This is a genomic window from Maribacter zhoushanensis (assembly GCF_029350975.1).
In the GTDB taxonomy this organism is placed as follows: domain Bacteria; phylum Bacteroidota; class Bacteroidia; order Flavobacteriales; family Flavobacteriaceae; genus Maribacter; species Maribacter zhoushanensis.
On record NZ_JARKMR010000001.1, the window covers coordinates 297,468 to 324,327 of the forward strand.

Below are 26,860 nucleotides of genomic sequence, written 5' to 3' on the forward strand. Positions count from 1 at the left end.
TAGGTTTGAAGCATACAAGTTAGCTAATTTGATATTAAGAATAGGATTTGGCTTTCTTGGAATACTATAATTCTATGCCCTATTTTTTAAGGAAACAACACATAATGCGTAATTTTATGTCAAAATAAGAATTCATGAAATACGATCAAATACCTAACTCCCTATTTATAAAGAACCGTAAGAAGTTTATGGGCCGCATGCAAGCTAAAAGTATTGCCGTTTTTAACTCTAACGATATTTATCCTATAGGTGCCGATAGCGTTTTACCTTTTGAGCAACATAGAGACATCTTTTATCTTTCTGGAGCTGATCAAGAAGAAACTATCTTAATCTTGTTTCCAGATGCTATAAACAAAAAACATCGCGAAGTGCTTTTTGTGCGTGAAACAAACGAGCATATTGCTATTTGGGAAGGTGAGAAATTGACGAAAGAGAAGGCTACAGAAGTTTCTGGAATCAAAACCGTTTATTGGTTACAAGATTTTGATAAGATCTTTTTTGACCTTATGACCGAAGCAGAAACTATATATTTTAACACCAATGAGCATTATAGACAAGCGGTAGAAACACAGACCAGGGAAGATCGGTTTATTGATAAATGTAAACGTGAATATCCTGCACATAAAGTTGCCAAGAGTAACCCTATTCTTCAAGAGATTAGAGGAGTTAAAGAGCCTGAGGAAATTGATATTATGCAAACTGCCTGTAATATCACAGAAAAAGGGTTTCGCAGACTACTTAGTTTTGTGAAGCCTGGGGTTATGGAATATGAAATTGAGGCAGAATTGCTGCATGAGTTCGTAAGAAATAGATCAAAAGGTTTTGCCTATCAACCTATAATAGCTTCTGGTAATAATGCTAACGTATTACACTATTTAGAAAACAATAAGCCTTGTAATGCCGGTGATCTAATTTTGATGGACGTTGCCGCTGAGTACGCAAATTATTCTAGTGATTTGTCTAGAACCATACCGGTAAGTGGTACATTCACCAAGCGCCAAAAAGAAGTTTATAATGCGGTATTGCGTGTTAAAGATGAAGCTACTAAAATGTTGGTGCCTGGCACACTTTGGGCAGAATATCATAAAGAGTGTGGTAAGTTAATGACTTCAGAATTGCTGGGTCTTGGTTTATTGGATAAGGCAGATGTACAAAATGAAAATCCTGAATGGCCTGCATATAAAAAGTACTTTATGCACGGTACTAGCCATCATATTGGTTTAAATACACATGATTACGGAGCATTGAAGACACCTATGAAAGCAAATATGGTATTTACCGTAGAACCGGGTATTTATATTCCGGCAGAAAACATGGGCATTCGTTTAGAAGATGATGTTGTCATTCAAGAGAAAGGAGAACCTTTTAACTTAATGGGGAACATTCCTATTAAGGCAGATGAGATTGAAGAATTAATGAACAAATAATTGCAGAAAATGAAATTAGTATCGTGGAACGTAAATGGTATTAGAGCGTCCGTAAAAAAAGGATTTGAAGATATCGTAAAAGATTTTGATGCAGATGTATTTTGTGTTCAAGAAACCAAAGCGCAAGATGATCAGGTTGCTGAAGCTTTAAAAGATATAACAGACTATAAGCTTTTTAGTAATAGCGCTGAAAGAAAAGGGTATTCTGGTACAGGAATTTTATCCAAAAAAGCCCCTGTTAAGTTCGATAAAGATATGGGTGTTGAAGAACATGATCAAGAAGGAAGAATTACGCATTCTGAATTTGAAGATTTTCATTTGATCAATGTGTATGTGCCCAATAGTGGTAGTGGATTAAAAAGATTGGATTACCGTAAAAAATGGGATAAGGATTTTACCAGCTACCTAAAGGAGCTTTCTAAAACTAAGCCATTAGTAATTACAGGCGATTTTAATGTAGCCCATACCGAGAACGATTTGGCAAACCCGAAAAGCAACTACAATAAAACTTCTGGTTTTACCCAAGATGAGATAGATGGTTTGGACCACATGCTTTCAGAATTGAATTTAGTAGACAGTTTTAGAAAAATGTATCCAGATACTTTTGATAAGTATACATTTTGGAGTGCCCGTGGTGGTGCCCGTGGTAGAAATGTAGGCTGGCGTTTAGATTACTTTTTGGTAAGCGAATCTATTTGGGACAAGGTAAAATCTGCTGAAATACATGATCAAGTAATGGGCAGTGATCATTGTCCTATTAGTTTAGAAATAGAATTTTAAATATGGGGTTATTAGTTTTTATTCAAGAAGCTTCTGAGATTGAAGAGAAGATTCAAAAAGCTCCTAATAGTGCTTATGAGATAGGTGTCGTTATTGGCACCTATCTACCTTTTGTTGTAATGGTTTTGATAGCGTATGCTTTCTATTATTATTCTAAAAAAAGAAGAAGCAAAAGTTAATCTTTTACTTTGTATTAGTATTCTTAATTAAGTTGGTTAGTATGAACACAGCCAACGCCGGCAATACCCAGCCCAAGCTATATTGCTGAAGTGGAATCCATGAAAATGTATCTGCAGCGAGTGCTAGAGCGCTTATACTTCCCAAAAAATCTGGAATGCTGAATAGTATGGTAGCTATGGTTACAGTTTTAAAAACAAGTGGAGAAGCATATTTATCTGGTACTACGTTTAGTAGGATTAAAATAATAGTAATTGGATAGATAAACATTAATGATGGTATGGCGACAGCAATTATGTAGGCAACATTGAACTGACCTACCAAGACTCCTAAAATACTTCCTATTATAGCTGTTGCCGTGTAGACCGATTTTAGATTACTGAATCTAGAGGCTACAAAATCTGCAGTACCTGTTACGATGCCTACTGCTGTTGTAAAACATGCCAGACCCACTAGTATGCTTAAAAATAAGTTTCCTATGTTTCCTAAGCTTTGTATAGCCAAACCAGATAGTATTTCTGTTCTAGTTGTGTCGGCATCGAATATAGAATGCACCAAGGATCCAGAAAGAATAAGTCCCATATAAATTAGAAACAATGCCAAGCCTGCAAACCATGCCGCATTTCTTATCAGTATTTTTTTATCCTCATAAGATGCATTTACATATTTAAGGTTGATCGATATAATTATAACGCCACCAACAACGACTGCGCCAATGGCATCAAAAGTTTGGTAGCCTTCCAGTATTCCGTTTGTAAACGGACTCTCAATAATGGTGCTTCCAAAATCAAATGGGAACGAGAAAACAGTTATTCCTATTACTAAAAGGAGAATCAAAATTATAGCGGGCGTTAATATCTTGCCCAGTATGTTCAGAATTTTAGATCGGTTTAAAGCGAACAATAACACTAAAGCAAAATAGATGCTACTTGTAAACCATGAAGAGATGTCCCAATAAGGCTGTACGGCTATTTCGTGAGTTACCGAAGCCGTTCTAGGGCTAGGCAGTGCAATTGCAATAGCATAAATGAAGAATGCATAGATTAAACTGAAGGTTGGCGATACTTTGTTTCCAAAATCAATTAGCGTGCCTTGTAGTTTTGCGTGTGCCAAAATACCAAGTACGGGAATAGCTACTGCCGATAATCCAAAACCTATTGTAACTATAAGCCACTGGTCTCCTGAATTAAAACCTAGTAGCGGAGGTAAAATAAGGTTGCCAGCTCCAAAAAAAAGAGAGAATAGGGCAAAGGCTGTAACAAGAGTTTCTCGCTTTTTAAACATAACTACAAATTAAGTGAATGATTATTAAATAACAGGTAAGAGAAGCTTTTTCATTTTCTGAAACACCAAAAAAAAGCTTGTTGACAACAGGTTAGGTAAAACTCACAACAATTACTGGTACAGGGCTTTAATGTGTAGTACTTTAACCAAAGGAAACAAAGCGTATGCAAATTTCCTTGAGTTTCAACATCATATATTAATCGCATTTTCTCGATTTCCCAAATCGAAATTTTTGCAAAAAAAACCTACAGTATGAAAAAAATATTCTGCAGCATCTTTGGTCATCATTATGCTATTTCCAAAAAAGTGACATCTCACATTAAAGAGTACAAATGTATTCACTGCCAAAAAGAAGTAACTACTGATGTAAGTGGTAACCTTTCTACTTTAACACCAGAATTACAAGATATCAATAGAACTTTAGAGCATATTTACCAAAGAAGACACACTGCTTCTCACGCACATGCGCCTACGCAACAGGTAGCATAATTTGTATTGCTTTTAGTTAAATGAATTCCAACCCTGTGCGGTTAATGGAATCTTTGTATTACTTCTTGAGATTAAGAATGCACCTTCGTCTTTTCCTGTAGTATGGCCTATCACGGTCAAATTTGGATTGCCTTTTATTTTTGGAAATTCTTTTTGGTCTATGGTGAACAATAATTCATAGTCCTCACCACCGCTTAAAGCAACTAATGTACTGTCCATTTTAAACTCTTCGCAAGCAGAGATTACTGTTGGGTCTAACGGAATTTTGTCTTCGTAAAGGTCAATACCCAATCCGCTACTCTTGCTTAAATGCAGAATTTCAGATGAAAGTCCGTCACTAATATCGATCATAGATGTTGGGTGAACTTCCAATTGTTTTAATAACTCGGGAATATCTTTTCTGGCTTCAGGCTTTAACTGTCGCTCCACAATGTAAGAGTATGGTTCTAGGTCTGGCTGACTATTTGGGTTCACTTTAAAAACTTCATTTTCTCGTTCTAGTACTTGAAGTCCCATGTATGCGGCACCTAAATCTCCGGTCACAACTAGAAGATCATTTGGTTTTGCGCCTGAACGGTAGGCAATGTCTTCTTCATTTGCTACCCCAATTGCGGTAACGCTAATCATTAATCCTGTTTTAGATGAGGTTGTGTCGCCACCTACCAAATCTACATTGTATGTTTTACATGCTGTAGCTACACCTGCATAAAATTCTTCAAGTGCTTCTAGCGGAAATCTGTTTGATACAGCTAAGGAAACCGTTACTTGAGTAGCTGTTGCGTTCATGGCATAGATATCAGAAAGATTTACCATGATAGATTTATAACCTAAATGTTTTAATGGCATATAGGCAAGATCAAAGTGTACACCTTCTATTAAAAGATCGGTACTTAGCACTGTTTTAGATTTTTCGTAATCTAATACTGCTGCGTCATCGCCAATTCCTTTTACGGTAGATTTTTGAGTAAGCTCAAAACCTTTTGTAAGGTGTTCTATGAGTCCGAATTCACCTAATTTCTCTAATGATGTTCTTTCTTGTTCTTTATCTTCTAGCATGTTGCAAAAATAAGAAGTAAAATAAGATGTATAGCATAAAAAAACCCGAAGCTTTTTAGCTTCGGGTTTACTATGGTTGTTATTATGAATTTTAAGGGTTACCCTACTGAATAACCTTCTCTATAAGTACGTTTCACGTATTTGTTTGCAGGTTCAAAATTGGTGATTTTCATATTTGCGGCATCCCATTGTAAACGTTTTCTGCCGTAGTATTGTTTTCCGCCGCCCCAGAAGCTTTGGTTTTCAACGGTTGGATCTACTTCAAAATATGATTTTAATGCCAAGTTTCCGATAAGGATACTTTCTGTAAACGGACCGGCATAATCAAAAGAAGAGCTAGTTTCTGCGTTTCCATAACCTGCCATACATGCATTTACCCATTGTAGGTAGTGACCTTCGGGTACGCGGGCAATAGTTTGTTCTACTTCAAATTGTTCGTTTAGGGTCAAAGGAAGTAAGCGCGGATTTGCACCGTAGCAATCTGCCATTAATTTTCCTTTTGTTCCAATGAACAGTACGCCGCCATCCCAGTTTCCTAAAGCTTCGTCATCGCCAAGCTCTTCTGGTCTTTCAGGTAGTAGACCGCCATCCATCCAAGTAACTTTTATTTTTCCTTTGCCATCCGTTCTTGGGTAGCTTAAATGTATTTTACTGGAATTTGGGAAACTCTTTGGGTAGTCTTTGTACTGAAAATTACCACTAAATGAATCAGATACACTACATTCTACAGTGTCAGGATATAAAATGGGAAGAATTCTGTATACAGGATCCATAATATGGCAAGCCATGTCGCCAAGTGCACCTGTTCCAAAATCTGACCAACCCCTCCAGTCAAAAGGAAGGTAGGCATTGTTATAATCTCGCATAGCGGCTGTACCTAACCAAAGATCCCAATTTAGACCTTTAGGTACACGGTCTTTTTTAGTTGGTGTTTGTAATGCTTGTGGCCAAATTGCTCTGTTGGTCCAGCATTTTACAGTGTGTACTTCACCAATAATTCCCGTATCATAGATTTCTTTCATGGTACGTACACCGTCGCCAGAACCACCTTGGTTACCCATTTGTGTAACTACTTTGAATTTTTTTGCTGCTTCGGTCAACATTCTAGCTTCCCAAATATCGTGGGTCAACGGTTTTTGTACATACACATGTTTGCCCATTGACATTGCCTGGTAAGCTGCAACGGCATGGTTGTGGTCTGGTGTAGATACAGATACCGCATCGATATTCTTGCCTTCTTTATCTAACATTTCCCTGAAATCATTATAATAACTTGCCTTTGGGAATGCTTCTCTGGAGGCAATTGCTTGTCTGTTATCCACATCGGCAAGGGATACGATATTAACATTAGGACTTTCGGCAAAAGATGCAATATCGCTTTTACCTTTACCGCCAACACCAATACCGGCAATATTTAATTTGTCGCTTGGCGCTACAAAGCCTGTTCCTCCTAAAACGTGTCTAGGTACAATCATAAAACCGGCTGCCGCCATACCGGTATTTTTCATGAATTTTCGGCGGGTGTTGTTTTTGTCGTTTGATTTGTTGTGTGACATAAGTTGTTGTTTGATTTGGTATTGAAGTTACTTGAAATCTCTTAGATTTTGGTTACTGTTTAAATCTTTTGGGTTGTATAAAGGTATTTTTTAGTGTGTTAGTGATTGATTTATAGTCAATTAAAAAATAAATTCAATTTTATATTTAACATTTTTCTGGTTCTTTAATGGCATGAAATTGTTAAATAATCACCTTTATAGATATGCTTTCATTAAAATGTAGATATCAATTTTGTTAGGTATATGCAGGCGCATTTGGTATTGTGATAGAAAAAAGAAAGTCTAAGCTTCTTAAAGAGTAATACCCATTATTGGCATATGATAATGGGCTTGCGTAATTGTTATATTTGTTTTCTTCTCAAGTATAGTATTTCTCTATTAGAATATACTTTATAATAATGTTAGGTTCTATGGAAAAAACGGACTTATGACGTATATTTGTAAACTATTTAGATTAAATCTAATTCATTATGATTCAAGTATCAGAAACGGCTAAACAGAAAGTAATAAACCTTATGACAGAGGAAGGTTTTGATGCTACTACCGATTATGTACGTGTGGGGGTGAAGAGCGGCGGATGCAGTGGATTATCTTACGAGTTAAATTTTGACGACAAGAAAGATGATGCCGATAAAGTATTCGAAGACAATAACGTACGAATTATTGTAGATAAAAAAAGCTTTTTATACCTAGTAGGAACAGTATTGGAATACTCAGGCGGACTCAACGGAAAGGGATTCGTTTTTAACAACCCAAATGCACAAAGAACGTGCGGTTGTGGTGAGAGTTTTTCATTATAAGTTTTGAGATAAAAAGAGAAAATTTTAAAGAATTAAATTCCCCTTTTGGGGAGTAGGGAGCTATATTATGGCATATACAGAAGAAGAATTAAAGAAAGAACTGGAAACCAAAGAGTATGAATATGGTTTCTATACAGATATTGAGTCTGAGACGTTTCCCAATGGTTTAAACGAAGAAATCGTTATAGCCATTTCTAAGAAAAAAGGTGAGCCGGAATGGATGACACTTTGGAGATTAGAGGCTTTTAAATATTGGAAAGAGATGGAAGAGCCAGAATGGGCTAACGTTCATTATGAAAAGCCAGATTTTCAAGCTATATCTTATTATTCTGCGCCAAAGAAAGCGGATCCTAACAAAACATTGGATGATGTTGATCCAGAATTGTTAGAAATGTACAAGAAATTGGGTATTTCTGTAGATGAACAAAAAAAGCTGCAGAACGTTGCGGTTGATATCGTTATGGATTCGGTTTCCGTAGCAACAACGTTTAAAAAGACATTAGCTGAAAAGGGTATTATTTTCTGTTCTATTTCAGAGGCTATAAAAGACCATCCGGAATTGGTCAAAAAATATATTGGTTCAGTAGTTCCACAAAGAGATAACTTTTATGCTGCATTGAACTCCGCTGTATTTTCAGATGGTAGTTTTTGCTATATTCCTAAAGGCGTTCGTTGCCCAATGGAATTATCGACTTACTTTAGAATTAACCAAGCAGGTACAGGTCAGTTTGAGCGTACTTTGGTTATTGCAGATGAAGATAGCTATGTAAGTTACCTTGAAGGTTGTACAGCACCTTCAAGAGATGAAAACCAATTACACGCGGCAGTCGTAGAGCTTGTAGCCCTAGATGGTGCCGAGATAAAATACTCAACGGTACAAAACTGGTTCCCTGGTAATAAAGATGGTAAAGGTGGAGTATTTAACTTCGTAACTAAAAGAGCTATTTGCGAAAAGAACGCTAAAGTATCTTGGACACAGGTTGAAACAGGATCTGCCGTAACATGGAAATATCCTTCTTGTATTTTAAAAGGAGATAATTCTATAGGTGAGTTTTATTCTATAGCCGTAACCAATAATTACCAACAGGCAGATACAGGTACCAAAATGGTACATATTGGTAAAAATACCAAGAGCACTATTATTTCTAAAGGTATTTCTGCTGGTAAATCTCAAAATAGTTATAGAGGGTTGGTACAGGTCAATAGCCGTGCTGATGGTGCTCGTAACTTCTCTCAATGTGACTCTTTGTTAATGGGTAATGAATGTGGTGCACATACTTTTCCATACATAGAGGCCAAGAATAAATCTGCGATGATAGAGCATGAGGCTACCACTAGTAAAATTGGTGAAGATCAGATATTCTATTGTAACCAGAGAGGTATTGATACAGAGAAAGCAATTGCATTAATTGTAAATGGTTTTAGTAAAGAAGTACTGAACAAACTACCAATGGAATTTGCTGTTGAGGCACAGAAATTATTGGAAATTAGTTTAGAAGGTTCTGTAGGATAAATAATAATTAAGATTTTAGTAAAACGCCGTAGGCGCCACAATATTTAAAGTAACATATTATGTTGAAAATTAATGATCTACATGCTAACGTAGACGATAAGGAAATATTAAAAGGAATTAACTTAGAGGTAAAAGCAGGTGAAGTACATGCTATAATGGGACCTAACGGTTCTGGTAAAAGTACATTGGCTTCTGTAATTGCCGGTAATGAAAACTTTGAGGTTACTCAAGGTTCAATTGAGTTAAGTGGTGAAGATTTAGAAGACGTTTCTCCAGAAGAAAGAGCACATAAAGGTGTTTTTCTATCTTTTCAGTATCCGGTTGAAATTCCTGGTGTTTCCGTTACCAACTTTATGAAAACGGCAATCAACGAATCTCGTAAGGCGAAAGGTCTTGAGGATATGCCTGCTAAAGATATGTTGAAGCTTATTCGTGAGAAATCTGAGTTATTGGAGATTGATCGTAAGTTTTTATCTAGATCATTGAATGAAGGTTTTTCAGGTGGTGAGAAAAAACGTAACGAGATTTTTCAAATGGCAATGTTAGAGCCTAAAGTTGCCATATTGGATGAAACAGATTCTGGTTTGGATATTGATGCGCTACGTATTGTTGCTAGTGGTGTAAACAAATTAAAGAGTAAGGATAATGCAGTAATCTTGATTACGCACTACCAACGTTTGTTAGAATATATCGTGCCAGATTATGTACATGTTTTACATAATGGTAAAATTGTAAAATCTGGTGGTAAAGAGCTTGCACTAGAGTTAGAAGAAAAAGGATACGACTGGTTAAAGCAAGAAACAGCGGTGTAATTAAGTATACAGTATTCAGTGGCAGTAATCAGAGATTATAACTGCCAACTGCTACTGCAAACTGGCAACTGAAAAAATATGGATTTAAAAGATAAATTGATTTCCTCTTTTATGGCGTTTGAGAACAACGTAGATGTTGAGCATCCGGTACACGATGTTCGTATGGCAGCTATAAAAAACTTTGAGGAGAAAGGATTTCCTTCTAAAAAGGAAGAAGCTTGGAAGTATACTTCATTAAATAACATTCAGAAAATAGATTTCAGCATATTCCCTAAAGAAGAGAATGCGTTGGAGTATAAGGATGTTAAACGCTATTTTATTCACGAGATCGATACGTACAAGATTGTTTTCGTAGATGGTATTTACAGTTCTTACCTTTCTGAAACTACGCATGATGGTGTAGATATCTGCTTAATGAGTGCAGCGCTTACAAAGCCTATGTACAAGCCGGTGATCGATGTGTATTTTAATAAAGTAGCATCTAAAGATGAGTCATTAACCTCATTGAACACTGCGTTTAGTAGAGAAGGGGCTTATATCTATATTCCTAAGAATAAAATGCCTAAAAAGCCAATTGAGATTTTACATTTCTCTACAGGTAATGAGGCATCTTTATTGTTACAACCAAGAAATTTAATTGTTGTTGAAGAAAATGCTGAGGTTCAAATTATTGAGCGTCACCAAAGCTTAACTTCTAACGAAGTGCTTACCAATGCAGTTACTGAAATATTCGCTGCAAAAAGTGCCATTGTAGATTTCTATAAAATACAGAATGACGCCCCTACGGCTTCATTAATAGATAACACATATATTGATCAAAAAGACAAGAGTCTTGTTAAGGTGCATACCTTTTCTTTTGGAGGTAAATTAACCCGTAACAACCTTAATTTCTATCAAAATGGTGAGTATATAGACTCTACTATGAAAGGTGTTACTATTTTAGGTGAAAAGCAGCATGTTGATCATCACACCTTAGTACATCATATAGAGCCTAACTGTGAAAGTCATCAAGATTATAAAGGTATTTATGGTGATGCCTCTACAGGTGTTTTTAACGGTAAGATTATTGTAGATAAAATTGCTCAGAAAACAAATGCTTTTCAACAGAATAATAACATTCTAATTAGTGATAAAGCTAGCATCAATACAAAGCCTCAATTAGAGATTTTTGCCGATGATGTAAAATGTTCTCATGGTTGTACTATTGGTCAGTTAGATGAAGATGCATTATTTTATTTACAGTCAAGAGGTATACCACAGAAAGAAGCAAGAGCATTATTAATGTATGCCTTTGCAAATAACGTATTGTCTTCGGTTCGTATACCAGAATTAAAAATTAGAATTAATAAATTGATTGCTGAAAAACTAGGGGTTAATCTTGGGTTTGATTTGTAAGAAAAGAACAATTTTCTTAAAACATATTGTTATAAGACTTTAAAAAGCGACACTTCATTAGTGTCGCTTTTTTTATGAAAGAATTTACCTATAAATTAACGGCTTAATAATAAACCAACAACCAATTTTTCTATGAAAAAACTCTATTTTTTTGTGCTTTCTTTTCTCATTTTTAATGCCTCTATTTGGGCTCAACAAGCTAGATTTGGGGTAAAAGCTGGATTAAATGTATCTAACATAGATAATAATGATCCTTTTTATGATGAAAATAGCAATTATAGGACTTCGTTTCATGCAGGGCTTTTTGCTGAGATACCTTTAAATTCTAAATTTTCGTTTCAGCCAGAGCTGTTGTATTCTTCAATAGGGAAGGTAGATAGATATGATTTAAATTATAGAATTTTTGATTTAGAACCTCTAGGAGCAGATTCTTTTAAACTCGTACAAAAGAGAAATTACCTGACTGTGCCTCTAACTTTCAAGTGGTATGTTGCAGAACGATTATATATCAATGCAGGACCGCAAGTAAGTTTTCTTTTAAATACGGTAAGTAAAGCTAAAGGAGATGATTTTCCGGATAGCTATGAAGATGCATATAAAGCTTCAGGAGAATTTAAATTAGATTATGGGGCAGTTCTTGGTGTGGGATTTTTTATAAATGATGATATAAATATCGGTCTTCAATATTACAGAGGATTGAAAGATTTATATGCGGATTCATTTGTTGATCATAAAGCTTATCATTCTGTGTTTCAATTAACTGCTGCATATTCAATTTTTTAAATTAATTTGAGCAAAGATTAACGGTTCGTTAGGTAATTCTTAACGAACCGTTGTATTTTCTTACACTGCTATTGAACTATTTTCGTTTTATAAATAATTAACTAGAATTTTATGAAACGACTTTTACTTACTTCATTTTTAGTATTAACCTCTATTATTTTACATGCTCAAGATCAAAAATGGAGTGTGGAAGCTAATTATCCATTAAATGTTTCTGATGATTTAGGATTTAGTGAATTAAATGGTGTTATCGATTTGGGTATTAAATATCGTTTTGTTGAGCTAGGTGCCGTAAATATTGGTGTTGGACTTAGTGTCGCGTATTTAAAAAATCAAGATGAATGGACTTACTACAATCAAGAGAATGTAAACGTAAATAATGATTATAAAGTGAAAAAGCTTTTATTTCAGCCGAAAGTGTTTGCCGAATTGGCGATACCGGGTTTTACAAAACTTAAGCCACAAATTGCCCTAGGTTATTCAATAGTTAAAGATGATTACTATTATAAAAGTGGAAATAATTCAGAAGTTGATAATAATTCTACTGACGGAGGATTAAACTTGAATTTAGGTCTGTCTTATGATATTTCTAATAGATTTTTTATTCAAATACAATATGATTACTTAAACGTAAATGTAAATGGAGATACCGTTATAAATGGAGAAACTTTCAGTTATGATTATGATGAAAATGGAAGTCTAATAAAAGCTGGTATCGGATTTCGGTTTTAAAACTAATAAATCTACCACTTCACAAAAGGATAAACAATACCCGATATGTTTTCATTATCGGGTATCTTTGTATATAAGAAGATTGACTATGTTAGATATTAAAAAAATAAGGGAAGATTTTCCAATTCTTAAGCGTGAGGTAAACGGTAAACCATTGGTCTATTTAGACAATGCCGCAACATCGCAAACTCCGCAGCAGGTAATAGATGCTATTGTAGATTATTACCAAAACTATAATGCAAATATTCACCGTGGGGTACACACGCTTTCTCAAGAGGCCACAGATAAATATGAGCAAGCCAGAATAAAGATTCAAAAGCATTTTAATGCCGCCAAATCTTACGAGATTATTTTTACTTCGGGTACCACCCATAGTATAAACCTTGTTGCAAACGGATTTTCATCGCTTATAAAGAAAGGAGATGAGGTTATAGTTTCAGCAATGGAGCATCATTCTAATATTGTGCCATGGCAAATGTTATGTGAACGTACAGGGGCTATTTTAAAGGTAATACCTATGAATTTAGAAGGGGAATTGCTGATGGATGTTTATGAAGATTTACTGTCAGATAAGACAAAGCTGGTCTTCTGCAATCATATTTCGAACGCGTTAGGTACTATTAATCCTATTGAAGAGATAATTGAAAAAGCGCATGCAGTAGGTGCTGCAGTTTTAATAGATGGTGCGCAAGCCGCTCCACATTTAGTTGCGGATGTACAGGCTTTAGATGTTGACTTTTATACGTGTTCCGCCCATAAAATATGTGGACCAACGGGTGAGGGTATGTTATATGGTAAAGAGGAGTGGTTAAATAAATTGCCACCGTATCAAGGTGGTGGTGAAATGATTGCCGAGGTAACTTTTGAAAAAACGACCTATGCAGATTTGCCACATAAATTTGAGGCGGGTACTCCAAATATCTGTGGTGGTATTGCTTTTGGTGCCGCTCTAGATTATATGAACGCTATTGGCTTTGAAGAAATTGCCAAATATGAGCATGAGTTGTTAGAATATGCCACACAGGAGTTACTGAAGATAGAAGGGCTAAAAATTTACGGTACCGCAAAAAACAAGACTTCCGTTATTTCATTTAATATAGAAGGCGTTCACCCGTATGATATGGGCAGTATTTTAGATAAGTTAGGTATTGCGGTACGTACCGGGCATCATTGTGCACAACCGATTATGGACTTCTTTAAAATACCAGGTACGGTGCGGGCAAGTTTTGCTTTCTACAACACAAAGGAAGAAGTAGATGTGTTGGTACAAGGTGTTTTAAAAGCTAAAAGCATGTTGTTATAAACAAAGTTTCATAGGTAATGTTAAGGTTTGAAATCCTTCAATTGTTATCGTATTTTTGCATAAAATAAAGCAATGGAAATTAAAGAGATACAAGAAGAGATTATAGACGAATTTTCCATGTTCGATGATTGGATGCAGCGCTATGAATATATGATAGAACTGGGCAAATCGCTTCCATTGATCAAAGAAGAATTTAAGACTGACGATAATATAATTAAGGGTTGCCAAAGTAAAGTTTGGGTACATGCAGATCTAGAAGATAATAAGCTGATTTTTACAGCAGATAGTGATGCTATCATTACCAAGGGTATTATTGCCATTCTAATTCGGGCTTTTAGTAATCAGAAACCACAGGATATTTTAGATGCCGATACGCAATTTATTGATGAAATCGGGTTAAAGGAGCATTTGTCGCCAACAAGAGCAAATGGTTTGGTAAGTATGATCAAACAACTGAAGTTATACGCAGTGGCGTATCAAACACAAATTGAAGAATAAGATTATGAGTGATGAAAATATAGCTGAAGACAGCGCAGAATTAGGAGAGAAAATAGTTAAGATTTTAAAGACCATTTATGATCCAGAAATTCCTGTAGACATTTACGAACTTGGGTTGATCTATGATGTTTTGGTGAATGAAGATAATGAAGTTAAAATCTTAATGACACTAACTTCTCCAAACTGTCCGGTAGCTGAGAGTTTACCTGCAGAAGTTGAAGAGAAAGTAAAGTCGTTAGATGCTATTAAAGATGCTGAGGTTGAAATTACTTTTGATCCACCTTGGACACAAGATTTAATGAGCGAAGAAGCAAAATTAGAATTAGGTCTTCTTTAATAAGAGAAGTTCCATTCCTATTCAAAATATGCCGGTATGCAAGATGAAATCGTAAATAAAGTTGCCCAGAGCAAACTGATTACTTTTAACCTGGAAGATTACTATCCGCAGGGTAATAGAGTAGTGCTAGATATTAAAGATTGGCTTTTTGAAGGTTTTATTTTAAAGGAAAAGGAATTCAGGGCTTTTGTAGATGCTCATGATTGGTCTCAATATGAAGGTGCATATGTTGCCATGCACTGTTCTACTGATGCTATTGTGCCCGGTTGGGCTTATTTATTGTTAAGTGTTAAGCTTAGCGGAATTGCAAAAAAAGCAATTCAAGGTACTTTGGTAGATTTAGAGACCAGTATATATCAATCTATAATAGAGAATATTGATATTTCTGAGTATCAAGATAAGTTGGTAATCATAAAAGGCTGTAGCAATAAACCGGTTCCTGCCAATGCTTATCTATTTCTCTCAGAGCGATTAAAACCCGTTGTAAAGTCCATTATGTACGGTGAAGCTTGCTCTTCTGTGCCATTATATAAAAGAAAATAACAAAACCTTTTTAAAGAAGTTGTGAAGTATTAGTACCTTTGCGCCACTATAAATTATAAACATTGATTATTATGAAGAAAATTGTATTAACTCTAGCTCTTGCATTTGTTGCAACTGTTGGTTTTTCTCAGACAGAAGAAGAACTAAAAGGTCAATTAAGTGCAGCAAATGATTCTATCGCAGCTATTCAAGGAAGAGCTGACGCTATTCAAGGTGCTATAGATGCATTGCCAGGATGGAAATTAGGTGCATTCGGTACTATTGGTGCTAACTTAAGCAGCTTTAACAACTGGTACGGTCAAGGTACTCCAGATTTATCTTCTGGTAACATTGGTGTAACCGTGAATGCCTTTGCTAATTTAAACGAAGAGAAATTCTTTTGGAGAAACACTGGTAACATTAATTTAGGATGGGTAAAGTTCGATGATAAGAACGATGATACTGATGACGATAGCTTTAAGCAAGGTACAGATGTATTCAACATCTCTTCTCTTTACGGAAGAAAGCTTAGCGAAAAGTGGGCTATTTCTGGTTTAGGTGAGTACAGAACAACAATATTAAATAACTTTAACGATCCAGGATACCTTGACTTAGGTGTTGGTGCTACTTGGACTCCTATTGCTGATTTAGTTGTTGTAATTCACCCATTAAACTACAACTTTGTATTTAGTGATAACGATGCAATTTTTGAATCTTCTTTAGGTGCTAAAATTGTTGCTGATTACACGAGACAAATTGGAGCGGTAAACTTTAAGTCTAACCTTTCTATGTTTCAAAGCTATAAGAGCGGTGACCTTTCTAACTTAACTTGGATCAACTCATTTGGTTACACGTTATGGAACGGTATTGGTTTAGGTTTTGAATTCGGTTTACGTGACAACAAGCAAGAAGCTTTAAATTATGCAGTTGGTACGTTAGGCGAAACAGCTACTACTTTTGATACTGTTGATAACAAGTTACAAACGTATTTCTTAGTAGGTCTTAACTACGCTTTGTAGTCTTAGATAGTATTTAGAAAATTACATATAATAAAAAAGCCCTCTAATTAGAGGGCTTTTTTCGGTTAAGTATTATCGTAAAATTTGGGGTTTTACTTTTTAGTTTTCATAAGTTAAATATCGATTTGGGGTCAAGACTTATCTTAAGTACACTGTAAAATTAATGCATATGGTCTTGTTGCAAACAATTTATGTTGTGAACTGATCTCATAATGTGGTGAGATTTACCATCGGTTTAATTTCATCGATGAACTACATAAATTTGATTATAATCGGTGTCTAATACTCATCTAAATGTTCTGGATATAGAAAATTATTATATGGAAAGCGAGTTACGTGAATATCTCTAACTTCATCATACACACGTTTTCTAAATTCATCTAAATTTTCTTTGTTCAGTGCAGAAATAAAAATGGCACGGTCGCCCACTTTTTCCATCCAAGTTTGTTTCCAATCATTAATGGTAAAATGTCTCCCCGTACGTTCCGTTATTAAATCATCATCATCAATAGTTTCATGTTCATATTGATCGATCTTGTTAAAGATCATGATGCTTTTCTTTTCTGAACTTTTAATTTCAGATAGAATTTGGTTTACAGATGCTATATGCTCCTCGAACTGAGGATGAGAGATATCTACTACATGTAATAACAAGTCTGCTTCCCTTACTTCATCTAAAGTACTTTTAAAGCTTTCTACAAGCTGTGTGGGCAGTTTTCTAATAAATCCTACCGTATCACTTAATAAGAATGGTAGATTTCCTATAACTACCTTTCTTACGGTAGTATCTAATGTTGCAAACAGTTTGTTCTCGGCAAACACGTCACTCTTACTAATGACGTTCATTAAGGTAGACTTACCAACGTTGGTATACCCAACTAAGGCAACACGTACCAATGCGCCACGGTTACCCCTTTGGGTTTCCATTTGGCGATCTATCTTCTTAAGCTTCTTTTTAAGTAAGGTGATGCGGTCGCGTACAATACGTCTATCTGTCTCAATTTCCGTTTCTCCGGGTCCACGCATACCAATACCCCCTTTTTGTCTCTCAAGGTGCGTCCATAATCCGGTTAGTCTTGGTAACAAGTATTCATATTGTGCCAATTCTACCTGTGTTCTGGCATAACTTGTTTGTGCACGTTGTGCAAAAATGTCCAATATTAAACTTGTACGATCAATGATTTTACAACGTAATTGTTTTTCTATATTACGTTGTTGACCTGGTGTAAGTTCATCATCAAAAATGACGGATCCTACTTTATGAGCTTGTACATAACGTTCCACTTCTTCCATTTTACCACTTCCAATAAGTGTTTTCGGATTTGGAACATCCATACGTTGAACAAACCGCTTGATTACCTCACCGCCTGCCGTATAAGTAAGGAACTCTAGTTCATCTAGATATTCATTTACTTTTTCTTCATTTTGTTCCTTATTGATAACACCAATAAGAACCGCTTTTTCATAATCTATACTTTTCTTTTCTATCATATTTCCGTAAAGTGCAAAATTAAGCAATTACCGATAAGCTATTTCGTATTTTTATTGACTCGATAATCGAGATTACATACGCTGAGACATTTACTGAACCTTCAATTTTTCAATTATGGTTTTCAAATGTTTTTGTCATAGGTCCGTTACCCATTAAAAATATATATGCGATTTCCATTTTTTAAGAAAAAGACTAAAAAACAGCGCTATACGGTTGCGTTCTACAATTTAGAAAATCTATTTGATCCAGAACGTAATACTAAGATTTTGGACAAAGATTATACACCAAATGGGGCAAAAAAATGGACGGTTGAACGCTACCAACGTAAACTAGATAAATTATCAAAGACCATAGTTAAGATAGGCGCAGAGGATCATCCTTATCCTCCTGCATTAATAGGTGTTGCCGAGGCTGAAAATAATAGTGTTTTTAAAGCGTTGCTAAATACTGATGCTTTAGACGACTTGGATTACGGATTCATACATTACGATTCTCCCGATGAACGGGGAATAGATACTGGTCTCATTTACAGAAAGCGATTTTTCAAAGTATTACATTCAGAGCCTTTAACGCTTTTGGTAGATAACGCTGGCGGAATAAGAGATACTACTAGAGATATACTATATGTAAAGGGAGAATTAAATAAAGAACTAGTACATGTTTTTGTAAACCATTGGCCGTCTAGACGAGATGGTGGCGTAGAGACGGAATACAAAAGGGTTATTGCCGCTAATGAGATTGTCGAGAAAATTCAAATTCTAAAGGAAACGGAATTAGACCCTAATATTATTGTTATGGGCGATTTTAACGATGACCCCTCTTCAAAGAGTATGCAGATTTTAAAATCAGAGGCAGCTTTGTTCAATCCTTTTGAGACTTTGCATATACCTGATACTACAGGCTCCTCTATCTATGGTAATAAATGGAACATGTTCGATCAAATTTTGGTATCCAATTCTTTTTTTAACTATCAAAAAAATACGCACAGTTTTGATAGTGCAGCTATATTTGACCATAAATCGTTGAAAGAGAAAAAAGGAAAATATAAAGGATCGCCCTACAGAACTTTTGTTTCGGATCGGTATATGGGGGGCTATAGTGATCATTTTCCAGTCTACGCAATGTTTACTTTTAATTCTTAAAAGCTCCGTTAATCGAGAGAATAATCCTACACATCATAAATTGATGTTTTCACAACAGGTTCATCACTATGTTTAAGTAATTCGTCGAATAAAACTGTTCATTCATCGAAACCTTAAACAAGGTTGGTATTATTGTAGTCCAAATCTTACAAAACACCTACAGATGAATACGTACAATACCACCGATCGTACTTATAGTATCTTATTAATACTATTATTCGTTATCGTGACAGCAAATGTTGCAAACGGACAAATTTCAACAGAACGTCTTAATATTAAGGCTAATGATAAGAAAATTGAACTTGCGAAATTCAAATCTAATTTGGTTTCTAAGTATGCGCTTGAAAGAACACAACTACAAAAGGTAGCTAAACTAAACAATTGGAAAATCAAGGAAACCTTAGCTAACGGTAAAAAAGTTGAATTGCAAGCTATAGGTGAAGATGGAAGTCCTTTATATTATGAAACTTATTCTGATCAGGCGGGTGTAGTTTCAAGGGCAAGCACGTTGAATACAGATGGTTTGCTTGGTCTGCACTTAGATGGTGACGGCATGAAAGTAGGAGTATGGGATGCCGGTGTTGCTTTAAAGAATCACATAGAGTATGCATCTAGAGTTTCTATAGGTGATGAAAGTTCTGAAATAGATACACATGCAACCCATGTAACGGGTAGTATTATATCTACAGGGATAAAAAGAGATGCTAAAGGTGTAGCTAACAAAGCCAAAGTTGTAACGCATGATTGGACAAGAGACAAAATAGAAGTAACCGAAGCTGCTGCAGAAGGTCTTCTTCTTTCTAACCATTCTTATGGTATAAAAGCAAGTCGTGTACCAGATTGGTATTTTGGAGCTTACACCAAGGTAGCACAAGATTGGGACAAGATAATGTACAATGCACCTTATTATTTAATGGTTACCGCTGCGGGTAATGCCCAAAAGAGTAGAGATAATCTAGAACCTACATACGGGCAGTCTGCAGATGGTTTTGATGTATTGTTAGGTTTTACAATTTCAAAAAATAATATTACAGTTGCCGGTGCCAATTCTAAAATTGACGGAAACGGAAATTTAAAAAGCGCAGATGTTTGTACGTATAGTAGTTTTGGTCCTGTTGATGATGGTAGAATAAAGCCGGACATTGCAGGTAACGGTGGTGCTATACTTTCTACAGATGCTGCTAGCAATAGTAGTTATGAAACTTCATCAGGTACGTCTATGGCTACACCAGGTGTTACAGGGTCTTTATTATTATTACAACAATACAACAAAGAATTATATGGTAAATATATGAAAGCGGCAACCTTAAAAGGTTTGGCTTTACATACAGCTGATGATGTTGAAGCCGTAGGTCCTGATTATAAATTAGGATGGGGTATCATGAATTCTAAAAAGGCTGCCGAAGTATTGAACAATAAAGATTTCTCAAGTCATGTTGCTGAAGAGTCCTTAGAAAATGGAAGTTCGTTTTCTTTTGATGTTACCGCAGCGGGTAATGAAACGTTGATCGCTTCAATTTCTTGGACAGATGTACAATCTAGTTACATTAATTCAGGTGAATTGAATAATACTACCGCTGCATTGGTAAACGATCTTGATATTAGGGTAACAAAAAACGGACAAGCATATTTACCTTGGAAATTGAATCCTGCAAAGGCGGAAAGCAATGCAACTAAAGGGGATAATAAAGTTGATCCCTTTGAAAGAATTGAAATTCCTAATGCTAATGGTACCTATACTATTACGGTAACTCATAAAGGTACGCTTGTAAATGATATACAAGATTTTTCTTTAATTGTTTCTGGTGTTACAATGACAACATGTTCTATTAACGCTCCAGAGGTTAATCTTGATGAAAAGGATATGAGTAATGTAACTTTAGGATGGAACGCATCAGAAGACGCATTATATGAAATTCAGTACAAAGAAATACACCAAGAGGAATGGACTACAGAGTATATTTCTATAAACAACTTTAGTTGGAAAGGTTTATTGGCAGACACTACTTACTCATTTAGATTAAGAACCTTCTGTTCTCAAAACATAGCATCTGAGTATAGTGATGTTGCTACATTTACTTTTAAGGGAGAAGATACAGAATTAGAAAAATTAAACTCAATAAATGAAGAATCTATGGTACCATTTAGTGTATATCCAAATCCGGCTGTAAATGAAATTCATTTAAGCGTAAAAACTTCAGAAAACACTACTTATAGAATAATGAGTGTAAGCGGTGTACCGTTAAAGGCAGACAAAGCATCAGATTCTATTATAGATGTGTCCGATCTACCTTCTGGGTTGTATGTATTGCAAATTCAAGATGCTTCTTTAAGTAAAAGCACAAAATTCTATAAATATTAAAAATATTATTTTATTCTCCTGGACTGTGTAGTAAATGAAAGACCTTGTTGGCCAACGGTAGAGTTCATTACACCTTCAAACAATGGTTCAGGACATTCTTTTGGGGCATGCCATTCAAAAATAAAGTTAGAGCCGGTACCACCTTCAATATCCATCTCATCTATAATAATCTCGGCAGTCTCTAAAGGAGCCAAATAAATAGGGTGACTAAAGTAACTTCTTAATGATACGCCATGAGTATCAAAATATTCTGCCTTGGTAATGTAAATAGTGTCGACGTCACTGGTATTGCGTAGACTTACCATTGCGGTTAAATTATGGGTCTTATGCTCAGAACTACTATAAATTTGAGAATAGATAGATAAATAGGATTTACCATACTCCAAAGAGTCTTTAGCATTGATGGTCGCTTTTCTATTTGTCCAGTTTTCAGGATGTATAGAACTTATTTCCTTTTCTTGAACACAACTGGCCAGCAGAGTAACTACAGAGAATAATAAGATGACTTTTTTCATACGTATGGTTTGTTTACAACAAATGATGGTACCAGCAAAATTACACCATTAGTCCTGTTTTTATATCGGCTGATGCTAATTTTAACGTGATGCTATTCATTAGCAACCTTCTTAACCTCTATATCGGTCAATAGCGGTTGATTTCTAAGCCTTAAATACACTTGTGCCGTAGTGAGTACATCTAACTCACAATAGGTGACAATACGGTCTAAGTCGTTTTGTTCATAATATACCACGCGCACCATACTGCCGTCAATATCTTCTTTGGGCGATGGTATGCCCAATACATGTGCCATTAACTTTAGCGAAGTATAATGCTTGTAATCTCCAAATTTCCACAGTTCCATGGTATCTATATGCGGAACTTCCCATGGTTTTTTACCGAACAAGTCTAGTTTTTGAGGTAATGATATACCGTGAATAATCATACGGCGGGCTATGTACGGAAAATCGAATTCCTTACCGTTATGTGCACAGAGTACATGCTTTACATGGTTAAAATGCTCATCTAACAGATTTTTAAAGTCTTGAAGCAATTTGATCTCTTCCCCATGAAATGTGGTTATTCTAAAACTGCGTGCTTCTTTTTGAATGGTAAAATACCCAACGGATATACAAACGATCTTACCGAATTCTGCCCATATTCCTGCTCTTTCATAAAACTCTTCTGCAGTTATAGCATCTTTGCGTTGGTACTGAGATTTGTGTGCCCACAGTTCTTGTGTGGTTTCATCTAACTGGTCAAAAGAGCTTTTTTCTGGTACGGTTTCTATATCTAAAAACAAGATATTTTCAAGATGTATTTTATCGGGCATAGAAAGGTAAGATACTAATAAGTAGGAAATTATGGTAATTTCCTTGTTTTCTTACTTACAATAACTGTCTTTTTAATTTGGAATCGATTTGGAAATACTTTAAAGTAACCCAGCACATCTATGTCAATTGAAAAAAAGCTAAAAGACCAACCAGTCTATTTTTTACTAGTACAACTAGGGGAGAATTTCAGTAACCAACGACGGCGTTTATGATTATATCGATGAAATACAAGAAGTGTGATGGTAAATGGCTGTTTTAGGTATGGAACAAACCATGTGGTTTGTTTTTTGAATGAAAAAAGCTGCTGTTTTGGACTAAATCTTGCTGCTCTATTATATGGAATTCGACTTTGATTAATGGACTAAAGTAATGTCTTGGCTATCATGTATAATTTTATAATTGTTTATATATAAAGTAAAAAATAACCACCTTCATTTGGTGATTGCTCGTCTCGTCTTTTTGATTATTTCCCTATTAAATAACAAAAATTTTAGTGTTTTTTCTCATTGATTATTTTCAGTCACGTTAATGATAACCCGGTCTTGAAGAAGATAATTGCCGTAATTGAATTGTCATCATTAATGACTTCTTATTGCGATACAGCTTAACTATAAGTGTTATAACTTTATTGTTAAGGAGAACACATGGATGAAATAAAAAGGTAGTGTCCGTTTTTTATAACTTTAAATAAAATTCCTTTTTTATTGAAGCCAACATGTACTTTATTTTTCCCCGTTAAGTATATTTTTTTACCATCCATTTGATATAAGAGATCTACTTCAAGTACTCCGCTTGATATGCCTGCTATAAGACGGATATCTTCAATACGCACTCTAGCAAAAATCTCAGAATTAGAGGGTAACATATTAGAGTCAATAAAATTTAGTGACATTTCCGTTTCATTATTTAGTACACGAATTGATTTGATGAAAGTTTGTTTAATATCAGGAGAATTTGAATTTCCAATAACAGGTTGACCTTCGTATTTAAATTTTTCAAAATCACTTCGATCGTCGTAAGCAAAATAGAAATTTTTATCGCATTGTATTTTAGCAGTAAGTTTATTAGTTTTTTTATGAGAAGCACATCCTATTGTCAAGAGAATTATTGCAAGCTCAAATATTTTTTTCATTTTTCAAATTTGTAGCTTATAGCTAAAGCTTAAAACTTTGTTTTTGGTCCAGAATTAATTCGATAAGGTTTAGCCACTTGGTATAAATGTACAGACCTTTCTGTTTTGCCTTATAATCTGTTTAGTTTCTCTTATTTGTGGGCTTTTTAGTTTTAACAATTTTGAAGTGTTTTTAAAATGGGATTGCAAAACCAATACCTGTTCTTAAGCCAGTCCAATTTGTTTTCACTTTTTTACCATTATTATCTTCTAAGTGAAAATCACTATTCTCTTTGAAAGTAAGCGAACCGCCAAAAGTAAGATCAAAACCTATTGATGCTCTAATAATAAAGAAAGAAATGGGGTATTCATATAATACACGCGCACCTAACCCTAAGTTTGCAGATTGAAATTCTAACCCATCTTGAGATACGCTTTCTGATATTTGGTAGTAGTTTTCTAAGTTCATGGTAGTGAACATTCCGAAACCCCGTAAACCTAAGGTGAAATAATTGTCTGTTTCAGAGAGAGGTATCAAATATTCAACACCCAAAGTATACCCTTTTAACTCTTCTGTAATTCGAATTAAACCTGAATAGTCTGAATAAGATAGTTTTCCGCCCGTTGAGTTATAACTGGCAAAAATGAGCACATTTTTATCTACCAACTCATAGCCTAGACTAAAACCAAAATTTCCAGGAAAATCGTCTGTTGTTTGAATGGGTATTTCACCCAAATCATTTTTAAACTCTTCTTGAAAGTTTTTTAGTGACGTATGGGCAAAAGTATTGTAATTAAATTCAAAAAATAGCTTTCCACTTTGTGCGTTCATTGTTTGGGAAAGAAAAAATATAATATATCCTATGAAAAAAATAGACTTCATAAATGTTTAGTTGAAATAAGTATCTAAGAAAATACCTTGATTAGAAATAAGTTTACCGTCCAAAGGATAATATTGAAATCCATTATTGTTTTCAAAACACTCCAAAGACTTTTCTACTTGACCATTTAAATTGACCAAATAGGCCATATCAATCTGATAACCTTCATAGTCTCTTTGAAACATGGTTAGCTTTTCATTTACGACGTCATATTTTATATTATAAATGTTAGTAATTTCAGAAACAATTGTTGAAGTATTTTGCCCGTAATTATAAATTACAGGATTGCCATAAACATTGCTATAAACGCATAATTGTTTTTCTGGAATAAAAATAGCCTCATGGGCTGAAACGTTATTTATCCTTTCTATTTCTTTAATAACTTCATAAGATTGATTATTAAGTAGATATATTGATCCTTGATTAAAAAGGGCAGATCCATCATCGGCGATAAAAAATGAATAATTCACTGTGTCTTGATATAACAGTTGATCAGTCTCAGTATTGTAGATTGAGACATCACTGCCGTTGTATCGTTCAATGATTAAAAACTTGTTTCTTAAACGGGTAAATATAAAATTTGAAGCGGATACATAATCGGTTGATTCAATCGTTTCTTTGATGTTCAACGAAGATGAGTCAACAATAAAAGATGAGTCGAATAAATCTATAATAAGATCATTGGTTACTGAATTAATTGTTAAATCGACATAACTGTCATAAATAGTGAAGAGATTCTTTGAGTTTAGCACTTCTAGATTTTCTGGGTCTAGCTCATATAACATTACGTCCCTTGGTGCGTTATAAGAGCTTGATCCATCTAAAACTACAGTAAAAATTGAGTTTCTTTCTTTATTGAAAGCGTAAGTTTGACCCCAAGGTACGTCAAAAGTCTTACCAAAATGTATTCGTTCAGATACATGATGTAAGTTCAAACCACTGTCATTTCTTTGCAAGTTAAGAGAATGATATTCTTGCTGTCCAAAAGTTGGGTCATCGTTTACTATATATTCACCCCCTCTATTACTAAGTGTAACAAAAGTGTTGTTTGGGCGAACATTATAACTGTAATTGTCAAAATTATTATAGAGCGGATGTTCTTCCCAAATAAGTTTATAACTTGAACCGTCTATAATTTCTCCATACATATTTGGTTTTTCTAGCGTTAAATTGACTCTTTCACCTTCTATTTCACCATATCTATTTTTTAAGGTTATACTAAAGTCCATTGCCAAATCGGTACTTATGGTGTCATTGAACTGCAAGCTATTAATGATTTCTTGATTGAGTTCAATTTTTCTTCTGGCTGGGTAATCATCCGGCGGATAAACATTTAAAAAGGCTTCCTGATAAATATTGTCCTCGGTTAAATTCCAATTAACATATATTGAGCCATCTATTACGTTTACTCCTAAGATTGTTATTGGTTTGGGACTAGATTTATCAACGATTATTGTGTAACGTAATATGCCTTCATAGCGCTCAAGTTCATTGAGGTCTGCTAGACTTTTTGAGCCAGATGAATATTGAAATCTAATGATAACCTCATGCTCACCTTCCGATAACGGATCGGGATTAATTTCAAAAGAGCCATTGGTCTCGGTGCTTCCCAAAATTCCTTGATTGTCTATTGCTATGTTTACAGTATACAGTCGATGCTTGTCGTTGCCATTAAAAATATAATTTGATGTAATGGGTTGAGAAACAATCATATTGTTTTCTAATGAAGATACGGTCATTATCGCATTAGACTCTGGTTGTTCTAAATGGACAAAATGGTCTTCAGAAAATTCGAATGAACACGAAAGAAATAAGCTTAAAAAAAGAAACTGGGTTAGGTAATAAGTCCATCTTTTTTGAGACGCAGTCATATTAATTTGGTTTTGGTAATGATGTAAAAACACTAAAATACTTCATTATATAATCGGAATAAGATTTTTTGATTAATGGGTTTGATTTTTAATATTTGAATTATTTTTTAAACTTACTTACAACTTCTATGTATGGACAGTAGGGCAGATTTTAAGCTCTTCACTTTCGGTTTGCCGCTAAGTCAAA

Annotated in this window: 26 protein-coding genes; 17 read left to right on the plus strand and 9 right to left on the minus strand. The window is 34.8% G+C overall.

All coding sequences use genetic code 11. The features are described 5' to 3' along the window. The first annotated feature begins 134 nt into the window (after nucleotides 1–134). The 3 genes from PXD56_RS01285 to PXD56_RS01295 are packed head-to-tail and all read left to right on the plus strand — an operon-like array spanning nucleotide 135 to nucleotide 2,386. Nucleotides 135–1,427, plus strand: coding sequence for an aminopeptidase P family protein (locus PXD56_RS01285; RefSeq protein WP_276491548.1), 1,293 nt, complete (start codon nucleotides 135–137; stop codon nucleotides 1,425–1,427). A 9-nt stretch (nucleotides 1,428–1,436) separates the two neighbouring features. After that, a complete protein-coding gene (locus PXD56_RS01290) occupies nucleotides 1,437–2,207 on the plus strand; it encodes an exodeoxyribonuclease III (RefSeq protein ID WP_276491549.1) in 771 nt (256 codons plus the stop codon). Between the two features lie 2 nt (nucleotides 2,208–2,209). Beyond that, nucleotides 2,210–2,386: a hypothetical protein gene (locus PXD56_RS01295; RefSeq protein ID WP_276491550.1), complete on the plus strand. Its 177-nt coding sequence runs from the start codon at nucleotides 2,210–2,212 to the stop codon at nucleotides 2,384–2,386. A gap of 4 nt (nucleotides 2,387–2,390) precedes the next feature. Here the strand turns inward: PXD56_RS01295 and PXD56_RS01300 are convergent, their stop codons facing one another. After that, a complete protein-coding gene (locus tag PXD56_RS01300; protein WP_276491551.1) occupies nucleotides 2,391–3,668 on the minus strand; it encodes a branched-chain amino acid transport system II carrier protein in 1,278 nt (425 codons plus the stop codon). Nucleotides 3,669–3,920: 252 nt separating this feature from the next. Between PXD56_RS01300 and PXD56_RS01305 the strand changes: the two genes are divergently transcribed. Continuing rightward, nucleotides 3,921–4,157, plus strand: a complete 237-nt coding sequence (locus tag PXD56_RS01305) for a hypothetical protein (RefSeq protein WP_276491552.1) — start codon at nucleotides 3,921–3,923, stop codon at nucleotides 4,155–4,157. 12 nt (nucleotides 4,158–4,169) lie between these two features. On the opposite strand, the gene thiL is transcribed toward PXD56_RS01305, so the two are convergent. Together thiL and PXD56_RS01315 are read right to left on the minus strand one after the other, a co-directional pair. Continuing rightward, on the minus strand, nucleotides 4,170–5,213 hold the full coding sequence (thiL, locus tag PXD56_RS01310) for a thiamine-phosphate kinase (protein WP_276491553.1): 1,044 nt from the start codon (nucleotides 5,211–5,213) through the stop codon (nucleotides 4,170–4,172). Nucleotides 5,214–5,311: 98 nt separating this feature from the next. Then, complete coding sequence (locus tag PXD56_RS01315; RefSeq protein ID WP_276491554.1) at nucleotides 5,312–6,769, minus strand: Gfo/Idh/MocA family protein; 1,458 nt, start codon at nucleotides 6,767–6,769, stop codon at nucleotides 5,312–5,314. A 470-nt stretch (nucleotides 6,770–7,239) separates the two neighbouring features. On the opposite strand from PXD56_RS01315, the gene PXD56_RS01320 reads away from it, so the two are divergent. The 11 genes from PXD56_RS01320 (at nucleotide 7,240) to PXD56_RS01370 (ending at nucleotide 16,483) form a co-directional block, all read left to right on the plus strand. Further along, nucleotides 7,240–7,569, plus strand: coding sequence for a HesB/IscA family protein (locus tag PXD56_RS01320; protein WP_073241609.1), 330 nt, complete (start codon nucleotides 7,240–7,242; stop codon nucleotides 7,567–7,569). Nucleotides 7,570–7,636: 67 nt separating this feature from the next. Beyond that, nucleotides 7,637–9,082, plus strand: a complete 1,446-nt coding sequence (sufB, locus tag PXD56_RS01325) for a Fe-S cluster assembly protein SufB (protein WP_276491555.1) — start codon at nucleotides 7,637–7,639, stop codon at nucleotides 9,080–9,082. 59 nt (nucleotides 9,083–9,141) lie between these two features. Then, on the plus strand, nucleotides 9,142–9,894 hold the full coding sequence (gene sufC / locus PXD56_RS01330) for a Fe-S cluster assembly ATPase SufC (protein WP_276491556.1): 753 nt from the start codon (nucleotides 9,142–9,144) through the stop codon (nucleotides 9,892–9,894). A 78-nt stretch (nucleotides 9,895–9,972) separates the two neighbouring features. Next, nucleotides 9,973–11,289, plus strand: coding sequence for a Fe-S cluster assembly protein SufD (sufD, locus tag PXD56_RS01335; protein ID WP_276491557.1), 1,317 nt, complete (start codon nucleotides 9,973–9,975; stop codon nucleotides 11,287–11,289). A 132-nt stretch (nucleotides 11,290–11,421) separates the two neighbouring features. After that, entirely contained in the window at nucleotides 11,422–12,072 is a 651-nt protein-coding gene (locus PXD56_RS01340) for a porin family protein (protein ID WP_276491558.1), read from the plus strand. Nucleotides 12,073–12,183: 111 nt separating this feature from the next. Continuing rightward, the gene (locus PXD56_RS01345) at nucleotides 12,184–12,804 is read left to right on the plus strand and encodes an outer membrane protein (RefSeq protein ID WP_276491559.1); all 621 of its coding nucleotides are present in this window, start codon (nucleotides 12,184–12,186) and stop codon (nucleotides 12,802–12,804) included. Nucleotides 12,805–12,892: 88 nt separating this feature from the next. After that, nucleotides 12,893–14,107, plus strand: coding sequence for an aminotransferase class V-fold PLP-dependent enzyme (locus tag PXD56_RS01350; RefSeq protein ID WP_276491560.1), 1,215 nt, complete (start codon nucleotides 12,893–12,895; stop codon nucleotides 14,105–14,107). Nucleotides 14,108–14,179: 72 nt separating this feature from the next. Next, complete coding sequence (locus tag PXD56_RS01355) at nucleotides 14,180–14,605, plus strand: SufE family protein (RefSeq protein WP_276491561.1); 426 nt, start codon at nucleotides 14,180–14,182, stop codon at nucleotides 14,603–14,605. A gap of 4 nt (nucleotides 14,606–14,609) precedes the next feature. Further along, the gene (locus tag PXD56_RS01360) at nucleotides 14,610–14,942 is read left to right on the plus strand and encodes an SUF system Fe-S cluster assembly protein (protein WP_036151130.1); all 333 of its coding nucleotides are present in this window, start codon (nucleotides 14,610–14,612) and stop codon (nucleotides 14,940–14,942) included. Between the two features lie 36 nt (nucleotides 14,943–14,978). Next, entirely contained in the window at nucleotides 14,979–15,485 is a 507-nt protein-coding gene (locus PXD56_RS01365; RefSeq protein WP_276491562.1) for a DUF2480 family protein, read from the plus strand. A gap of 71 nt (nucleotides 15,486–15,556) precedes the next feature. Further along, nucleotides 15,557–16,483: a DUF3078 domain-containing protein gene (locus tag PXD56_RS01370; protein WP_276491563.1), complete on the plus strand. Its 927-nt coding sequence runs from the start codon at nucleotides 15,557–15,559 to the stop codon at nucleotides 16,481–16,483. Between the two features lie 279 nt (nucleotides 16,484–16,762). Here PXD56_RS01370 and hflX read toward each other — a convergent pair whose 3' ends face one another. Beyond that, nucleotides 16,763–17,974, minus strand: coding sequence for a GTPase HflX (gene hflX, locus PXD56_RS01375; RefSeq protein WP_276491564.1), 1,212 nt, complete (start codon nucleotides 17,972–17,974; stop codon nucleotides 16,763–16,765). A gap of 165 nt (nucleotides 17,975–18,139) precedes the next feature. On the opposite strand from hflX, the gene PXD56_RS01380 reads away from it, so the two are divergent. Both PXD56_RS01380 and PXD56_RS01385 read left to right on the plus strand, forming a co-directional pair. Further along, a complete protein-coding gene (locus tag PXD56_RS01380; RefSeq protein ID WP_276491565.1) occupies nucleotides 18,140–19,117 on the plus strand; it encodes an endonuclease/exonuclease/phosphatase family protein in 978 nt (325 codons plus the stop codon). A 163-nt stretch (nucleotides 19,118–19,280) separates the two neighbouring features. Then, nucleotides 19,281–21,479 carry a S8 family serine peptidase gene (locus tag PXD56_RS01385; RefSeq protein ID WP_276491566.1) on the plus strand — a complete coding sequence of 733 codons (2,199 nt, stop codon included), beginning with the start codon at nucleotides 19,281–19,283 and terminating at the stop codon, nucleotides 21,477–21,479. Between the two features lie 5 nt (nucleotides 21,480–21,484). Here PXD56_RS01385 and PXD56_RS01390 read toward each other — a convergent pair whose 3' ends face one another. From PXD56_RS01390 to PXD56_RS01410, 5 genes are all read right to left on the minus strand, one after another. Further along, nucleotides 21,485–21,994 carry a DUF3124 domain-containing protein gene (locus PXD56_RS01390; protein WP_276491567.1) on the minus strand — a complete coding sequence of 170 codons (510 nt, stop codon included), beginning with the start codon at nucleotides 21,992–21,994 and terminating at the stop codon, nucleotides 21,485–21,487. A 92-nt stretch (nucleotides 21,995–22,086) separates the two neighbouring features. Continuing rightward, nucleotides 22,087–22,809, minus strand: coding sequence for a 3'-5' exonuclease (locus tag PXD56_RS01395; RefSeq protein WP_276491568.1), 723 nt, complete (start codon nucleotides 22,807–22,809; stop codon nucleotides 22,087–22,089). Nucleotides 22,810–23,441: 632 nt separating this feature from the next. Next, nucleotides 23,442–23,942 (minus strand): hypothetical protein, encoded by a 501-nt coding sequence (locus PXD56_RS01400; protein WP_276491569.1) that lies wholly within the window; start codon nucleotides 23,940–23,942, stop codon nucleotides 23,442–23,444. Nucleotides 23,943–24,114: 172 nt separating this feature from the next. Next, nucleotides 24,115–24,753: a hypothetical protein gene (locus PXD56_RS01405; protein WP_276491570.1), complete on the minus strand. Its 639-nt coding sequence runs from the start codon at nucleotides 24,751–24,753 to the stop codon at nucleotides 24,115–24,117. 57 nt (nucleotides 24,754–24,810) lie between these two features. Continuing rightward, nucleotides 24,811–26,673, minus strand: coding sequence for a hypothetical protein (locus tag PXD56_RS01410; protein WP_276491571.1), 1,863 nt, complete (start codon nucleotides 26,671–26,673; stop codon nucleotides 24,811–24,813). Nucleotides 26,674–26,860 lie beyond the last annotated feature (187 nt).

Coding starts and splice junctions, on each gene's coding strand:
- PXD56_RS01285 (WP_276491548.1), top strand. CDS start 135: ATGAAATACGATCAAATACCTAACTCCCTATTTATAAAGAACCGTAAG.
- PXD56_RS01290 (WP_276491549.1), top strand. CDS start 1,437: ATGAAATTAGTATCGTGGAACGTAAATGGTATTAGAGCGTCCGTAAAA.
- PXD56_RS01295 (WP_276491550.1), top strand. CDS start 2,210: ATGGGGTTATTAGTTTTTATTCAAGAAGCTTCTGAGATTGAAGAGAAG.
- PXD56_RS01300 (WP_276491551.1), bottom strand. CDS start 3,668: ATGTTTAAAAAGCGAGAAACTCTTGTTACAGCCTTTGCCCTATTCTCT.
- PXD56_RS01305 (WP_276491552.1), top strand. CDS start 3,921: ATGAAAAAAATATTCTGCAGCATCTTTGGTCATCATTATGCTATTTCC.
- thiL (WP_276491553.1), bottom strand. CDS start 5,213: ATGCTAGAAGATAAAGAACAAGAAAGAACATCATTAGAGAAATTAGGT.
- PXD56_RS01315 (WP_276491554.1), bottom strand. CDS start 6,769: ATGTCACACAACAAATCAAACGACAAAAACAACACCCGCCGAAAATTC.
- PXD56_RS01320 (WP_073241609.1), top strand. CDS start 7,240: ATGATTCAAGTATCAGAAACGGCTAAACAGAAAGTAATAAACCTTATG.
- sufB (WP_276491555.1), top strand. CDS start 7,637: ATGGCATATACAGAAGAAGAATTAAAGAAAGAACTGGAAACCAAAGAG.
- sufC (WP_276491556.1), top strand. CDS start 9,142: ATGTTGAAAATTAATGATCTACATGCTAACGTAGACGATAAGGAAATA.
- sufD (WP_276491557.1), top strand. CDS start 9,973: ATGGATTTAAAAGATAAATTGATTTCCTCTTTTATGGCGTTTGAGAAC.
- PXD56_RS01340 (WP_276491558.1), top strand. CDS start 11,422: ATGAAAAAACTCTATTTTTTTGTGCTTTCTTTTCTCATTTTTAATGCC.
- PXD56_RS01345 (WP_276491559.1), top strand. CDS start 12,184: ATGAAACGACTTTTACTTACTTCATTTTTAGTATTAACCTCTATTATT.
- PXD56_RS01350 (WP_276491560.1), top strand. CDS start 12,893: ATGTTAGATATTAAAAAAATAAGGGAAGATTTTCCAATTCTTAAGCGT.
- PXD56_RS01355 (WP_276491561.1), top strand. CDS start 14,180: ATGGAAATTAAAGAGATACAAGAAGAGATTATAGACGAATTTTCCATG.
- PXD56_RS01360 (WP_036151130.1), top strand. CDS start 14,610: ATGAGTGATGAAAATATAGCTGAAGACAGCGCAGAATTAGGAGAGAAA.
- PXD56_RS01365 (WP_276491562.1), top strand. CDS start 14,979: ATGCAAGATGAAATCGTAAATAAAGTTGCCCAGAGCAAACTGATTACT.
- PXD56_RS01370 (WP_276491563.1), top strand. CDS start 15,557: ATGAAGAAAATTGTATTAACTCTAGCTCTTGCATTTGTTGCAACTGTT.
- hflX (WP_276491564.1), bottom strand. CDS start 17,974: ATGATAGAAAAGAAAAGTATAGATTATGAAAAAGCGGTTCTTATTGGT.
- PXD56_RS01380 (WP_276491565.1), top strand. CDS start 18,140: ATGCGATTTCCATTTTTTAAGAAAAAGACTAAAAAACAGCGCTATACG.
- PXD56_RS01385 (WP_276491566.1), top strand. CDS start 19,281: ATGAATACGTACAATACCACCGATCGTACTTATAGTATCTTATTAATA.
- PXD56_RS01390 (WP_276491567.1), bottom strand. CDS start 21,994: ATGAAAAAAGTCATCTTATTATTCTCTGTAGTTACTCTGCTGGCCAGT.
- PXD56_RS01395 (WP_276491568.1), bottom strand. CDS start 22,809: ATGCCCGATAAAATACATCTTGAAAATATCTTGTTTTTAGATATAGAA.
- PXD56_RS01400 (WP_276491569.1), bottom strand. CDS start 23,942: ATGAAAAAAATATTTGAGCTTGCAATAATTCTCTTGACAATAGGATGT.
- PXD56_RS01405 (WP_276491570.1), bottom strand. CDS start 24,753: ATGAACGCACAAAGTGGAAAGCTATTTTTTGAATTTAATTACAATACT.
- PXD56_RS01410 (WP_276491571.1), bottom strand. CDS start 26,673: ATGACTGCGTCTCAAAAAAGATGGACTTATTACCTAACCCAGTTTCTT.